The sequence below is a fragment of the Sphingomonas sp. genome (assembly GCF_041661885.1).
In the GTDB taxonomy this organism is placed as follows: Bacteria; Pseudomonadota; Alphaproteobacteria; order Sphingomonadales; family Sphingomonadaceae; genus Sphingomonas.
The window spans coordinates 429,382-442,952 of record NZ_JBAZTL010000002.1; the positions used below are offsets into that span (position 1 = coordinate 429,382).

At 65.6% G+C, this 13,571-nt stretch carries 15 protein-coding genes and 1 tRNA gene; 5 read left to right on the top strand and 11 right to left on the bottom strand.

The genetic code is table 11. The features are described from left to right. The first annotated feature begins 69 nt into the window (after positions 1 to 69). Positions 70 to 669 (top strand): response regulator, encoded by a 600-nt coding sequence (locus WC704_RS06100; protein WP_372889016.1) that lies wholly within the window; start codon positions 70 to 72, stop codon positions 667 to 669. Here WC704_RS06100 and WC704_RS06105 read toward each other — a convergent pair. Genes WC704_RS06105 through argH form a run of 5 tightly spaced genes read right to left on the bottom strand, consistent with a single transcriptional unit; the run spans position 644 to position 5,267 of the window. Beyond that, positions 644 to 1,594, bottom strand: coding sequence for a zinc transporter ZntB (locus WC704_RS06105; protein WP_372889017.1), 951 nt, complete (start codon positions 1,592 to 1,594; stop codon positions 644 to 646). The two genes, WC704_RS06100 and WC704_RS06105, sit on opposite strands and share 26 nt — an antisense overlap. Next, entirely contained in the window at positions 1,591 to 2,352 is a 762-nt protein-coding gene (locus WC704_RS06110) for a bifunctional precorrin-2 dehydrogenase/sirohydrochlorin ferrochelatase (protein ID WP_372889111.1), read from the bottom strand. The genes WC704_RS06105 and WC704_RS06110 overlap by 4 nt, the downstream gene beginning before the upstream one ends. Before the next feature lie 10 nt (positions 2,353 to 2,362). Next, the gene (gene lysA / locus WC704_RS06115; RefSeq protein ID WP_372889018.1) at positions 2,363 to 3,631 is read right to left on the bottom strand and encodes a diaminopimelate decarboxylase; all 1,269 of its coding nucleotides are present in this window, start codon (positions 3,629 to 3,631) and stop codon (positions 2,363 to 2,365) included. 14 nt (positions 3,632 to 3,645) lie between these two features. Next, positions 3,646 to 3,900, bottom strand: coding sequence for a hypothetical protein (locus WC704_RS06120; protein ID WP_372889019.1), 255 nt, complete (start codon positions 3,898 to 3,900; stop codon positions 3,646 to 3,648). Beyond that, a complete protein-coding gene (argH, locus tag WC704_RS06125) occupies positions 3,897 to 5,267 on the bottom strand; it encodes an argininosuccinate lyase (protein ID WP_372889020.1) in 1,371 nt (456 codons plus the stop codon). The genes WC704_RS06120 and argH overlap by 4 nt, the downstream gene beginning before the upstream one ends. Positions 5,268 to 5,286: 19 nt before the next feature. On the opposite strand from argH, the gene WC704_RS06130 reads away from it, so the two are divergent. Further along, a complete protein-coding gene (locus WC704_RS06130; RefSeq protein WP_372889021.1) occupies positions 5,287 to 5,850 on the top strand; it encodes a TlpA family protein disulfide reductase in 564 nt (187 codons plus the stop codon). A 23-nt stretch (positions 5,851 to 5,873) separates the two neighbouring features. Here WC704_RS06130 and WC704_RS06135 read toward each other — a convergent pair whose 3' ends face one another. The 3 genes from WC704_RS06135 to WC704_RS06145 are packed head-to-tail and all read right to left on the bottom strand — an operon-like array spanning position 5,874 to position 9,636. Further along, a complete protein-coding gene (locus tag WC704_RS06135) occupies positions 5,874 to 6,251 on the bottom strand; it encodes a YdbL family protein (protein WP_372889022.1) in 378 nt (125 codons plus the stop codon). Further along, positions 6,251 to 6,484 carry a YnbE family lipoprotein gene (locus WC704_RS06140; RefSeq protein WP_372889023.1) on the bottom strand — a complete coding sequence of 78 codons (234 nt, stop codon included), beginning with the start codon at positions 6,482 to 6,484 and terminating at the stop codon, positions 6,251 to 6,253. The genes WC704_RS06135 and WC704_RS06140 overlap by 1 nt, the downstream gene beginning before the upstream one ends. Beyond that, positions 6,481 to 9,636, bottom strand: a complete 3,156-nt coding sequence (locus tag WC704_RS06145) for a YdbH domain-containing protein (protein ID WP_372889024.1) — start codon at positions 9,634 to 9,636, stop codon at positions 6,481 to 6,483. Before WC704_RS06145 ends, WC704_RS06140 begins: the two co-directional genes overlap by 4 nt. Positions 9,637 to 9,941: 305 nt before the next feature. On the opposite strand from WC704_RS06145, the gene WC704_RS06150 reads away from it, so the two are divergent. Continuing rightward, positions 9,942 to 10,472 carry an N-acetyltransferase family protein gene (locus tag WC704_RS06150; RefSeq protein WP_372889025.1) on the top strand — a complete coding sequence of 177 codons (531 nt, stop codon included), beginning with the start codon at positions 9,942 to 9,944 and terminating at the stop codon, positions 10,470 to 10,472. 72 nt (positions 10,473 to 10,544) lie between these two features. Here WC704_RS06150 and WC704_RS06155 read toward each other — a convergent pair. After that, positions 10,545 to 10,618: transfer RNA gene (locus tag WC704_RS06155), tRNA-Gln, on the bottom strand. A 173-nt stretch (positions 10,619 to 10,791) separates the two neighbouring features. Between WC704_RS06155 and WC704_RS06160 the strand changes: the two genes are divergently transcribed. Together WC704_RS06160 and WC704_RS06165 are read left to right on the top strand one after the other, a co-directional pair. Then, the gene (locus WC704_RS06160; protein WP_372889026.1) at positions 10,792 to 11,850 is read left to right on the top strand and encodes a Ppx/GppA phosphatase family protein; all 1,059 of its coding nucleotides are present in this window, start codon (positions 10,792 to 10,794) and stop codon (positions 11,848 to 11,850) included. Further along, on the top strand, positions 11,847 to 12,539 hold the full coding sequence (locus WC704_RS06165) for an RlmE family RNA methyltransferase (RefSeq protein ID WP_372889027.1): 693 nt from the start codon (positions 11,847 to 11,849) through the stop codon (positions 12,537 to 12,539). The genes WC704_RS06160 and WC704_RS06165 overlap by 4 nt, the downstream gene beginning before the upstream one ends. A gap of 117 nt (positions 12,540 to 12,656) precedes the next feature. Here WC704_RS06165 and rpoZ read toward each other — a convergent pair whose 3' ends face one another. Beyond that, positions 12,657 to 13,001: a DNA-directed RNA polymerase subunit omega gene (gene rpoZ, locus WC704_RS06170; RefSeq protein ID WP_372889028.1), complete on the bottom strand. Its 345-nt coding sequence runs from the start codon at positions 12,999 to 13,001 to the stop codon at positions 12,657 to 12,659. Positions 13,002 to 13,068: 67 nt separating this feature from the next. Further along, positions 13,069 to 13,563: a hypothetical protein gene (locus WC704_RS06175; RefSeq protein ID WP_372889029.1), complete on the bottom strand. Its 495-nt coding sequence runs from the start codon at positions 13,561 to 13,563 to the stop codon at positions 13,069 to 13,071. Between the last annotated feature and the right edge of the window lie 8 nt (positions 13,564 to 13,571).

Consider the following 13,571-nt stretch of genomic DNA (forward strand, 5'->3'; position numbering starts at 1 on the left):
TCCCTTCCTCCAAATGGTGACGCCGTCGGCGCCAGCATCGTCCCGATCCCCAGCGAGACCCTACCTGCAATGATCGAGTTTCCGGCCTTCGCCCCCGCCTTGCCGTCTCGTGCGTCGACCACGATCCTGGCGATCGACGACAGTCGCACCAATCTTGGCGTGCTCGGGCGGCGTCTTGCGCAGCGCGGGTATCTCACGGCGCTGAGCGATAACGGGCCCGAAGGGCTCGACCTGATCGCCGCGCGCGGCTTCGATCTGGTTTTGCTCGATATGATCATGCCCGGCATGTGCGGGCTGCAGGTGTTGCGCGAGATCCGCAACAGCGCCGACACGGCGGATTTGCCCGTCATCATGCTGACCGGGCGCAGCGACACCGCAGCGGCGGTCGATGCGCTCGCGGCAGGGGCGGACGACCATGTCGCCAAGCCGTTCGATTTCGACGTCCTGGCCGCGCGAATCGCGCGGGTGCTGGCACAGGCAAAGCGGATCGCCGACCTCAAGCGCGCCAACGCGGTCCTCGATGCGCGGATCGCAACGCGCGCCATCGAAATCGGCGAAACCAAGGCCGCGCTCGCCGCGACCTCCGCCGATCGTCAACGCCTGATCGCGTCGATCCAAACGCTCAACGATCAGCTCGCGCAGCTCAACCGAACCAGCGTTTCGCGCTGAAATAACCGATGATACCGACCGTGGTCGCGATGCAAATCCCGCCGATCACATCAAACGCCCACGGTTCCTTGGCATAAGGCAACCCCTCGACATTCATGCCGTACAGCCCGGTCAAAAAGGTCAAAGGCAGGAAAATCAGCGCAACGATCGAAATCAGCAGCGAGCGCGAATCGATCTGTTCGGCGCGCAAGTCGGTGAGCGCTTCGTGCATCAGCGCCGAACGTTCGCGGATCGCCTCCAATTCTTCGGCCATGCGCGCAGCGCGGTCCGCGGCGGAATTGAGATGCAGCCGGTCATCGGCGTGCAGCCAGTCGCACGGCAACGCCGCGAGCTTTTCAAGCGCGGCGCGCTGCGGCTGCAAAAAGCGTCGATAGCCAATTGCGGCAACGCGCACCCTGGTGACGCTGCGCCGCAGCTCGAACACTTTGTCGGCATCAAGATCAGCCTCGCAATCATCGAGCCGGTCGCCGAGATCCGCGACTTCGGGATCGAGTTCCTCGGTGATCGCGACGGCAAATTCGGCGATCAAATCGCCGGGATCGCGAATATGCCCGCCCTCGATCAGCTTCACCACGTCATCGATCGCGGTCAGCGCGCGGCGCGTCACGGAAATCACCCGCCCGGCGACCGCCCAGATGCGCAGCGACGCCAGCGGATCGGACGTGGTCATCTCTTCCTTGGAGCGACCGCGCAGGTTCAGAAACGCGCCATCACCCACCGCATCGCAGCGCGGGCGCGATTCGGACGTGGTCAGGGCATCGACAATATAATCGGGGGCCTTGGCGGTATCGGTCAGCCATGCCTGGGCGTGTTCATTATTGGTGGTCAGATGCACCCACACCAAATCCCCCGGGCCATCGAGCGCGCGGCCAATGTCGATCCGCTCCGCTTTGCCATCCGCAACCCGATACGCAAATCCGCTCATGCGCGCTCCATCCATACCGAAAGCCCGGGTTCGCGCGTATCCGGCGGAGCCGCGCAAACGATCCGCACCGCATCGGCGCGCGCACGGTCGAGGATTGCGGGCGGGACGGTTGCGGAGAGATAGATACGATCGGCCAGGGCCAGTGCCCGCGCCTGGGCGAGCGTGAGATCGTCGGGATCGTCCGACACCAGGGTGATACTAACCAGCCGATCGCCCTGCGCCGCCGGTGTCCGCAGCCACGGCTCGACCGCCTCCGGCCCCGCCACCAGCGGATCAAGCGCTCCGCCTTGCGCAAACGCCGCACCCAGCGCGCGCCGCCGCGCCTCCAGCGATGGGAAAGCAAGGCGGATCGCCGCCCGCCAGCGATACAAGGCGGTTGCCAGCGGCCCGAGCGTTTGCGGGAGCAGCGTCTCGAGCCGTTGCCGCACAGCCGCCGCCAGCCCCGCCGACGCCCCGCCGGTGCCAATCGCAATGATAACGGGCGCGCGATCGATGATCGCGGGCAGCGTAAAATCGCAATCGTCAGGTCGGTCGACGGCATTGACCAGCACGCCGCGTGCCTTCAACCGCGCGATCACCGCCTGCGCCTCGCCCGAATCCGCCAGCGCGACGATGGCAAGCGACGCGCTGGCCTCCTCGCCGACAATCTCGGCCCCGGCGCGCTCCAGCAAGCGACGCTTGGCGTCAGCGGCTTCGCCCGTTCCCACAAGAATCACCCGCCGCCCGGCCAACCGCACGAACAGCGGCAGACTGTGCAGGCGAGCGTCGTCAGTCACCCGGCGTGAGCCATTCCGGAATGCGTTCGGCGGCGAGGATCGTTTCGGGCAGGATGCGGTCGGCCACCACCGCGAACCGGTCGCCATCGACCAGCACTTCGGGCACCAGCGCGCGGCTGTTATAAGTCGACGCCATCGTCGCGCCATAAGCCCCCGCCGTGCGGAAAATGGCGAGGTCGCCGCTCTTCACGGCATCGATGTCACGGCCCATTGCGAAGGTGTCGCCGCTTTCGCACACCGGCCCGGCAATGTTCGCGATCATGCGTTCGCCGATCGGATGGACCGCCCTGAAATCATGCCAGGCGTCGTACATCGCCGGGCGCGCGAGATCGTTCATCGCGGCATCGACGATGACATAGGGATTGATCGCGCCGGGCTTGACCCAGATCACCTTGGTCAGCAGCACCCCGGCATTGCCCGCGATCACGCGACCGGGTTCGAACATCAGCCGCACGCCCCAATCCTTGGTCGCGCGGGCGACCATCGCACCGTATTCGGCGGGGCTCGGCAAGACATCGCCTTCGCGATACGGCACGCCCAGCCCACCGCCGAGATCAACGCGTTCGATCGGAAAGCCAAGCCCGCGCAACTCGGCCACCAGCTCGCCCACGCGGCGATAGGCCGCCTCCAGCGGCGCGAGATCGCTCAACTGGCTGCCAATATGGATCGCGACGCCGCGCAGCGCGAGACCGGGAAGCCCCGCCAGCCGCTTGAAAATCGCCGGAGCCTGATCGATCGGCACGCCGAACTTGTTCTCGCGCTTTCCGGTCGAAATCTTGGCGTGGGTGCCGGCATCGACATCGGGGTTTACGCGCAGCGTGGCATTGGCGATCAGTCCGCGCGCGGCGGCAAGCCCGGCCAGCACGACGCCCTCCTCTTCCAGTTCGAGATTGAACTGGCCAAGCCCCGCCTCCAGCGCGGCGGTCAATTCGGCAACGGTCTTGCCGACGCCTGAAAACACCACATCGTGCGCCGGAATCCCCGCCGCCAGCGCGCGCGCCAATTCCCCGCCCGACACGACATCGGCACCGTATCCCGCATCCGCCATCACGCGCAGCACCGCGAGATTGGGATTGGCCTTGATCGCATAAGCCAGGTGGACATCCCCCGCCCCGGCCAGCCCTTCGCGGAAAACGCGTGCGTGCCGCTTCAACGTCGCGGTCGAATAGACATAAACCGGGGTGCCGACCGCCTCGGCGATCACCGACAGCGGCACGCCTTCGCAGTGCATCGCGCCATCGACGAGCGAAAAATGATCCATAAATTCAGCCTAAATCAATTGGGGGGCGGCAAGTCGAAATCGTCGCCGCGCCGCTGCTGCGAGTTCTTGAGCACTTCGTCGCTGCGCTCGGGGCGGGCCTGGTTGCTCGGTTTTATCAAATCGGCGGGCGTCGGCGTGGCGGTCGCCCCAAACGGCGCGACGGGTAGCGGCTCGCCCTTAGGCGGTTTCAAATTGGTCGCGGAACCGCAGCCCGCGAGCAGCACCATCGCCCCCATTCCCATAAAGCCCGGCACCCGCGTGATCTTCATGACCGCTTCCCTTCGCGCGCCGCCGCAATCGCCGCCCGCACCCGGACCGGGGCAGTGCCGCCAAAGCTCGTGCGGCTGGCAACCGACGCATCGACCGACAGCACGCCATAGACGCGATCGTCGATCCGCGCATCGATGGCTTGCAAATCGGCAAGCGGCACGGCGTCGAGCTTCACCCCCAACGCTTCCGCGCGCGCGACCGCCTGGCCGGTGATGTGATGCGCCTCACGGAACGGGACACCCGCTTCGCGCACCAGCCAGTCGGCCAGATCGGTCGCGGTCGCAAAGCCCGCTTCGGCGAGCCCGCGCATCCGGTCGGCACGGAAGGTCGCGCTCTCGACCATGCCCGTCATCGCCGCGATCGAAAGCCCCAGCAGATCATGCGCCTCGAACACCGGCGGCTTATCGTCCTGCATGTCCTTGGAATACGCCAGCGGCAGGCCCTTCATCGTCACCATCAGCGCGGTCATGCAGCCGAGGATACGCCCGGCATGGCCGCGTACCAGCTCGGCGGCATCGGGATTGCGCTTTTGCGGCATGATCGAGCTGCCGGTCGACCATTGATCCGACAGCGCGACGAAGCCGAAGGGTTGCGACGCCCACAGCACGAATTCTTCCGCCAGCCGCGACAGATGCAGCGAACATTGCGTCGCCGAAGTCAGATAATCGATCGCGAAATCGCGGTCGGACACGCCATCGAGCGAATTGCGCGTCGGACCATCGAAGCCGAGCGCCGCCGCCGTCATATCGCGATCGATCGGGAAACCGGTGCCCGCCAGCGCCGCCGAGCCGAGCGGCGACAGGTTCATCCGCGCCCGCGCATCGGCAAAGCGGCTGCGGTCGCGCGCGATCATCTCATAATAGGCCATCAGATGATGGCCGAGCGTCACCGGCTGCGCGCTTTGGAGATGGGTGAAACCGGGCATCACGCTGTCGGCATGGTGTTCGGCGCGAACGAGCAAGGCGTCCTGAAAGGCCCCCAAAGCAGCATCGACCTCGTCGATCGCATCGCGCACCCACAATTTGAAATCGGTCGCGACCTGATCGTTGCGCGAGCGCGCGGTGTGCAACCGCCCGGCAACCGGGCCGATCGCCTCGGCCAGCCGCGATTCGCTCTGCATGTGGATGTCTTCGAGCACCATGTCCTCGGTCACACCATGTTCGGCATATTGCGCGGCAACGGTGTCAAGGCCCGCCGAAATGGTCGCCGCATCCTCGGTTGAAACGATTCCGGTTGCCCCCAGCATGGCGACATGCGCCTTTGATCCGGCGATGTCCTGCCGCCACAGGCGCTTGTCGAACGGGATCGAGGCATTTATCGCTCGCATCACTGCGGTCGGCCCCTCGGCGAAGCGACCACCCCACATCGCATTGGATGCGCCCGTTATGTCTTTCCGCTCGGTGATTGTCCCGGTCCTGCTGCTCGGTGTGCTTGCCGGGTGCGATAAGCAAGTCTCGTCCAACGGGCAAGACGCGCTCACGCCGCCTGCCAATTCCGCAGACATTGCGGCGGAACCCCTCGCCGCGCACGCAATCGATCGCACGCATAAGGGAGAGGCCGCTCCCACTGTCCGCTTCGAAGGGCCCGACGGCCAACCGATGACGCTCGCCGCCTTCAAGGGCAAGCCGGTGCTGGTCAATCTCTGGGCGACATGGTGCGGGCCGTGCGTCAAGGAAATGCCGACGCTCGACGCCGCCGCGGCAACCTTCACCATCGCCACGATCAGCCAGGACAAGGATCGTCCGACCGTCACCGCCTTCTTCGCCAAGCAGAAATTCGCGCGGCTAAAGGCTTATCTCGACAAGGATATCGGTCTCAGCATCGCCTATAATCCCAGCCTGCCGATGAGCATTTTGTTCGATTCGACCGGTCATGAAGTATGGCGCAGCGCTGGCGGCATGGACTGGACCAGCGCCGCCGCCAAAGCGGCGCTGGCCGAGGCCAAATAAAGCGCACCGCCCAGATACGCCGCCTAGATACAGCGTGAATCGCGCTCGGGCGGGGCGGTGGTGCGGGTTTTCCACACGCCGTCCGGGCTCTTGTACTTCTCGCCCGGCACGGTCTTCAGAATCAAATTGCAGCCGCTGGTGAAGGCGAACTGCTCGACCGTCGCGCCCGACGCCGCGCTTTGCTGGGTATAGGCCGCCTTGCGCTGAATGTTGATGTTGCTGACCAGCGCGCGCACTTCCGGGCTGGCATTGCCGACCACGCCGAGATAGCCGTCGGGCAGTTCGCCAACCTGGCCCGAGGATCGCGCTGCCTGATACGCGGGGTCGCGCTGCGCCAACGCCGCCGACGCCCCGGCAACCAGGAGCAGCGTCGCGATCGATAGCTTGAAGCTCGTGTTCATCAGAAAATCCCCGGTTGCGACTGGATCAAACTCTTGGCCTGACCATCGAGACGATAGACCACCTCCTGCGTGACGCTGATGTTGAGGTTGATGACGATCGGCTTGTCGGGTGCCGTCACATTGACGCACGCCGTCTGGGCAAGACAGGCCGCGAACAGGCCGATGATCGTCAGTATCTTCATCATGCCGTTGGTCGGTCGATCCTTCCGCTTCGTCAATGCTGTTTCGGTCATGGCACGGTCCTGCTGTCGGAGGGCTGAATGGGGGCGGGCGGCGCGGGCGGGGGGACGCGCTTATTCTGTTCTTCGAGCAAGGTCGGCAGGTTGCGTTCGATCAGCCGCTTTGGATCGTAGAAATTCTGCACCGAATCGGCGAGCTGGCGGAAGGGCGCTGAAATCCTGAGGTTGAAAAGGATCGGCAGTTTCTGCAGCCGGTTGAACAGGAAATTGCGCTTCGCCCCCGCGCCCTGCGCAATCCCGGCAAAGCGGACCTGGGTGATGACCTCCCCCGCCAACGGGCCGTTCATCACGATATCAAGATTGCGATAGCGCAGCGATTTCAGCGACTGGAACGCGAAATTGCCCCAGAAACCAAGGTCCTTCTGCGTCACTTCGCCAACATAGGCGATCGTGCCACCGCCGGGACGCACCACCAACGTTCCGTTTTCGATCCGCCCGCCACGCGCATCGAACACCATCGGCAGCGCGCCATCGAAGATTCCGGTCGCGTTGAGGTTCTTGAAATCGAATTGCTGGAGGAATTGATCGGCCTGCACCCCGCTCACGCGGAACGTCAAATGCCGTTCTTCCGCTTGGTCGAAATCGAGCAAGGTTGGCTCCAGCGCGAGCTTTCCGCCGGCAAACGGCCACAGGCCTTGTTCGATCCGCACCCGCGCGCGCGGCAGCAATTGATAACGAACCATTCCGTCATTAACCGCGACGCCCGGATTAAGGCTCTTGATCGTCGCAATCTGCCCCGGCGCGCTTTCCAGATTGAGCAAATCGGTGAAGCGAATTTCCGTGGCAATGCCGCTCGCGGGGCCAAAGGCGGCGGCGAGATCGATCCCGTTTGTGCGGAACACACCGTTGCTCGTCACGGCTTGCGACGTCCAGCGGATATGCCCCTCCCCACTGGCCACGCCGACGACATTGGCGATGACGCCGAAGGTCAAAGGGGTGAGCTGATCGGGCTGGAAACGCTCACCAAAGGCAATCCCCGGAACGATGAGGTCGGCATGGCCCGTTCCCGCACCAAGATCATGCGCGATCGTGACATCGGCGACTTTTACGCCCTGCTTCGGTTCGACCAACGCGCCGGTAGCGACGATCCGGTTATCGGCCAACCGCACCGCCACATCGCGCCCCGCGAGGGGATGAAAGCGGGGCGTGGGCGCGGCATCGGCAACCATCACCCCGCCCTCGATCACCACCGCGCGCTGCGCGAAACGCCAGCGACCATCGGCGCCGGAGAGACGCAGCGGCACCGCACCGATTTGCCCGCTTGCCCCCGAAAAAGTGCCTCGCGCGCTTTCGCTGCGAACTTGACCGGCAAGCGTCGCGACATCCAGGCGCGTGACATGATCCCCCGTACCAACGCGGATGCCGAACCCGGCGCCCGAAAGCCGCCCGTCGGCGAAGGTGAAAGACGCCTCGCGCGTCACGAGCTCGAACGGTGCCTGACCCAATGTTCCGGCCAGCCGGATCGCCCCGATGGCGCCACCACCGCGCATCCCGTCGCGATCGAGCCGCACCAACGCCCCGTCGCGCGGGCACAGCGTAATCGCCGAGCGCCGCAGATCGACGCCCGCTACGTGCAACCGCTCCACCTCCAGCGGCGCACAGGCGGGATTGACGGTCAGCCGCGCGGCACCATCCCACGCCGCCAGGATCGGCATACGCAGCGCATCGACTTGCCCGTCGCCCAACGGACCCGAGAGCGCGACACGCGTCGTCAGCCGTGTCGCGCCATCGCTGCGGACGGTGAACAGCACCGGAGCCAGCACGAGCCGAGCGGCCCCAGCGCCATAGGGCTCCACCACCGCCCGTCCCACCAGCGGCGCGCCGGGCGCGCTTTGGCTCAGGTGCAGGCGCGCGCGCGGCAATCCGCCCCCTGAAATCTGTGCGTCGCCATCGACCCGGAAAGCGCCGCCCGGCCATCCATAAGTAATGCCGGTGCCGCCAGATGCGATGATGCGCGCGCCCGAAGGCGCTGCCCACACCAATCGCGATAGGCGTACGCGGCCACGCGCGCCGTTGACCACCGCCGCGAAGGCCGCTTCCACCGTCGCTGATCGCCCCGCCGCTTGCGTCGCTGCCACCAATTGCGCGGCAATCGGCGCGAGCGGGGTCCCCGCCCCTGCCGTCCGCCACGAATCGAGCCGCGCCAGCAGCGCGGGCGGCATCGCCGTGCCAAGCCCGCGCGCGACACCATCAACCGCGAAGCCACCATCCGCATAGCGAAAGCGTCCCGCGAGAGCGGTACGCACGGCCGACACGCCGGATGCCGCGACCGCGCCCGAGTGAAGATCGACCGTCCCCGACACATCCGCTGTCGATCCGACAAAAGCGACCGGCCCGGAGATCGCGCGCATCCGTACCCCCGGCAAATCGAGCGCGGCGATGCCCAATCGTGCCGTGCCTCTCCAGCGATCGAGATGCGTGGTGATCGCGATGGCAAGATCGGCGGTCGCATTCGCGACACGGGTGCCGCCACACCGCGCTTGCGCGATCCGCAGCGGCCCCGACAGGCTCGGTCGAGCCGCCACCACCTCGAGCGCCACGTCACCCGCCATATCGTCCATTCGGCACGTGCCGAATGTGATCCGCGTCGCACGCACCCCAAGCCTGCCCGTAAATCCATCATCCAGCCGCCCCGCGCCGCGCACCGCCAGCGCGACCGCGCCATACGGGGTATCCAGCGCGATTCGCGCATCGCCGATATCGGCGCGGATCGCGGGCAGCGCGAACGGTGCGCCGGAGGGCGCGGGCAACAAACGATCGATCGCGCCGAACGAAACCTTTCCATCCTTCAACCGCGCGCGGATCGTGACATGGCCGACGCGAATCGCGGTAACGCTGGCCCCTGAAAACCACAGGCTGGTATCGATCTCGACCCAGTCGGCCCGCAGATCGGGATTTGCGGGATCGCCGATCACGATATGGGTCAGCCGCTGCGTGCGCAGGCCGAACTTCTGGATCTGATACCGCGCGGGGACGCCGCGCGCGCGCAGGGCGTCGTCGATATAGTGCTCGGCCAACGGCTTGCGCGCCAACCACGCCGCCAGCACCCCCACCACGATCATCAGGCCAAGCGCCACCAGCAAGTACGGCCAGCGCGCGCGACGCGAAGGCCGGTCCTCGCTGCGTGCCGTCGCGCCTTCGTTCACCCAACCTCCTGTAATCCGCCACAACGTTCCACCCGATCAACCCGGCTCGCGCAAGATCGTTGCGCGAAATCGAACGGGACCGGCGCAAAGGATGCCCTCCGCCGCAGTCGCCCCGCGCCACGACGGCGCGCGCGGTCGAGCCATACTGTCCCTGCGGTGGATGTCGATCCATCGGGCCTTTCGCACCCGTGGCTGGCGATCCGCCCGGGCATCGCCTAGGATATGGTCCTTCCCATCCAGCAATGTTGAGCCGAATGGCCGAACGACTGTCTTTTCCCGTGCCGAGTTCTTCTGCCGCGCGCGGAGTGATACCGGTTATCCCCGGCGTGTTTTTGCGACCGGCAAAAACATCTGATCTGGCGTTCCTGCAACGCCTCTACCGTCGCACGCGCGAGCGGGAATTGGCTGGGTCCGGATGGTCCGAAGACGACAAGCGCGCCTTTTGCCGCGCGCAATTCACCGCGCAACATCTCGATTATACCCGGCGTTATCCGCTGGCCTGGTTCCTGATCGTGGCCGAAGGGCGCGAGCCGATCGGTCGTCTCTATGTCGATCTGTCGGGCGCGACGCTGGACCTGATCGACATCGCGCTGCTCCCGCAACGGCAGGGTCAAGGCATTGGCAACCGCATCCTGGCGGCATTGGAGCAGCGCAGCCGCGAAACCGGTGCGACGCTTGCCTTGAGCGTGGTGCGCGACAATAGGCGTGCCCGCGCGCTCTACCTCCGCCGCGGTTTCGAAATCGTGGAACACGGCGCAACCCATGATGCGATGCAATGGCACCCGACCGCCACCGCAGCGGCCGAAATCATCGAACAAGCGGGAAACCCACGCTGACCACATCCGCCGCGTGCATACACGCACAATGTCTGCTGACTCACGAGCAATTGGTCGGCCCGCGACAATGGCTGGATGCCCCGTGAGGATTCGAACCTCAATAGGCGGTATCAGAAACCGCAGTCTTACCATTAGACGACGGGGCAACGCAGGCGTCGCGCTGTACGGGCGGGCGGCACCTGTGTCAACCGAGGCGATATGTTTGCCGCGCACGGTCGCTTGCCGCTCGCCCGACCATCCGCTAGGATCACTTTCAAGCACCGAACGGCGCGCGATCCGCACGCCGCGACGGCAGAACAGAACAAGCGAGTCACACGGCATGGGGGATCGATCGCCCGATATGCCGTACCGGCAGGGGAAGCCTGCCCGTTCGGCGCCGACCAACGGCAAACCAAGAAGCGGCACCGCAATCGCCGCGCGCGGGCGCGATCCGCGTCATTTCGCCGCGCTGGACCTCGGCACCAATAATTGCCGCCTGCTCATTGCACGACCGCAGGGCAATGGCTTTGCCGTGGTCGACGCCTTTTCGCGAATCGTGCGGCTGGGCGAAGGTTTGGCGAGTTCCGGGCGATTAAGCGATGCCGCGATCGACCGCACCATCGCCGCGCTGAAGATCTGCGCCGAAAAATTGAAACGCCGCAACGTCACCTTATCGCGCGCGGTGGCAACCGAGGCGTGCCGTCGCGCCAGCAACGGTGCCGAATTTATCGCCCGCGCTTATGCCGAGACCGGTATCCTGCTCGACGTCATCACCGCCGAAGAGGAGGCGCGCCTCGCCGTGCTCGGGTGCCACGCACTGATCGAACCGGGCGAGGACCCCGCCCTTGTGTTCGACATTGGCGGCGGATCGACCGAATTGGTGCTGGTCGATACACGCGGCCCCGCTCCCAAAGTGCTCGATTGGCACAGCGCGCCGTGGGGCGTGGTGTCGTTGACCGAAAGCGCCGGTTATGGCGACGGTGCTGCAGGCCGCGCCGCGGCGTATGCGCAGATGCGCGCGGTGGTCGCCGACAGCATGGCCGCCTTCGCTACGCGCCTGCCACGCGGCATCGCGGTGCCGCGCTTGCTCGGCACCTCGGGCACGGTAACCACGCTCGCCAGCGTGCATCTTGGCCTGTCGCATTACGACCGGGCGCAAGTGGACGGGGTGATCGTCCCCGCCAGCGCAATGCGCCGCATCAGCGCCGATCTCGCGGCGATGGATTTGCGGCAGCGCGCACAGCTTCCCTGCATCGGCACCGAACGCGCCGATCTGGTAGTCGCGGGTTGCGCGATCCTGGAGACGATCATGGATTTGTGGCCGGCCGAACGGCTCGGCATCGCCGATCGCGGGATTCGCGAGGGCATTCTTCGACGTTTGATGGGAAATGGCGCATGAGCCGGGATGGTGGCGGCCTCAGGGTCCGCGTGAAAACGGCACGCAAGCGCACCGCGCAATCGACGCGCTGGCTCGAGCGGCAATTGAACGACCCCTATGTGAAACGCGCCAAGGCCGACGGCTTTCGCAGCCGCGCGGCCTATAAATTGAGCGAACTCGACGAACGCTTCGCCTTCCTGAAGGGCAAGCGCCGCGTCGTCGATCTCGGCATCGCGCCGGGGGGCTGGTCGCAAGTGGTGCGACGGCTGGTGCCCAAGGCGGCGATCGTCGGGATCGATTTGCTGCCCGTCGATCCAATCGAGGGCGTCACGATCTTCCAGCTCGATTTCATGGCCGATGTCGCGCCCGCGCGGCTGATGGCGGCGCTCGACGGCGCGCCCGATCTGGTGCTGTCGGACATGGCCGCCAATACCGTTGGCCACCCGCAGACCGATGCGTTGCGCACGATGGGGCTGGTCGAGGCAGCATTGGCGTTCGCCATCGACGTGCTGGAGCCCGGCGGCGCCTTTGTCGGCAAGGTGTTTGCGGGCGGCGCCGATACCGCTCTCGTCGCGGAAATGAAGCGCAATTTCGCGAGCGTAAAACACGCCAAGCCTGCTGCCAGCCGCAAGGCATCGAGCGAATGGTATGTGGTGGCGCAGGGTTTCAAGGGTCGCGCCAAGGCCGCAGTGGAACCGGACGAGGCGTAAGCTTGGAGGCATAAATGCGGTGTGGCTAAGCCACACCGTTGGACGGCAAGCGCGAGAACAAGCCCCGCGCGACCGCCGTCCAGCACTCGACTAACGCTCATGCGTTAGCCTCGGGCCTCAACCTTCGTAATCCGCGCCCAAATTCTGGTTGCGCGGGGGAGCTGCCGCCGTAAGCCGTAGCGCTTCAGCCGAAGCCGCCAGCGAACCGACCGCATCAGCGACATCATCGTCATCGACTTGGACGCGCTGCAGGCCCGAAACGACCGATTCCTGCAGATGCGCGGGCTGAACCAGCTCCTCGGCGATCTCGCGCAGCGCGACGACCGGGTTCTTGTCGCGATCGCGATCGAGCAGCAATTCAGCGCCACCCGAAATCTGCCGCGCGCGCTGCGCGGCGAACAGGACGAGATCGAAGCGGTTGGGAATCTTGTCGACGCAATCTTCGACAGTGACGCGCGCCATGAACGGCTTCCTTGCTTGTACGACGGTAGTCGGAAAGGCGGTTCTCTAGGCGCTATGGCCGATCGAGTCAAGAAACCGGCGCCGTCGCCGACCAACACCGCGCGAGCGCCCCGAGGCTGCCATCGACCCACGCAGCGAGCGGTGTGCCGATATTCGAGCTGTAGACAAGGTCGCCATCCTGCCTGTTGGCAAAGCGTGCCCTCGTCGTCAGGCGATACCCCGTGCCATCGAGGATGATGTCGCCATAGGGATCGATCCCCGGCACCTGTGGCTGCGGCGACGCCAATGCGCGCATCGCATCGAGCACCGGTCGCATGGCCGGGCACGATCGGCTGTCGGCCCAGAAAATTGCATCGGGCTGCTGGAAGCGTCGCCGCGTCAAGCGCATCATATAAGCCGGAGGCGCGGTGGAATAGGGCGCATAGACAATCGCAACATCGACGGTTTCACTGCTGTGCGTGAGCGTCTGCACCCGGGAGAAGTGCGCAAAGGCGCTCTCGGCAAAGCCGTCACGCGGAGCCGGTGGCGTGCTGGCGACTTGCAAGGCGAGGGCGAGCAGCATGGCGGTCC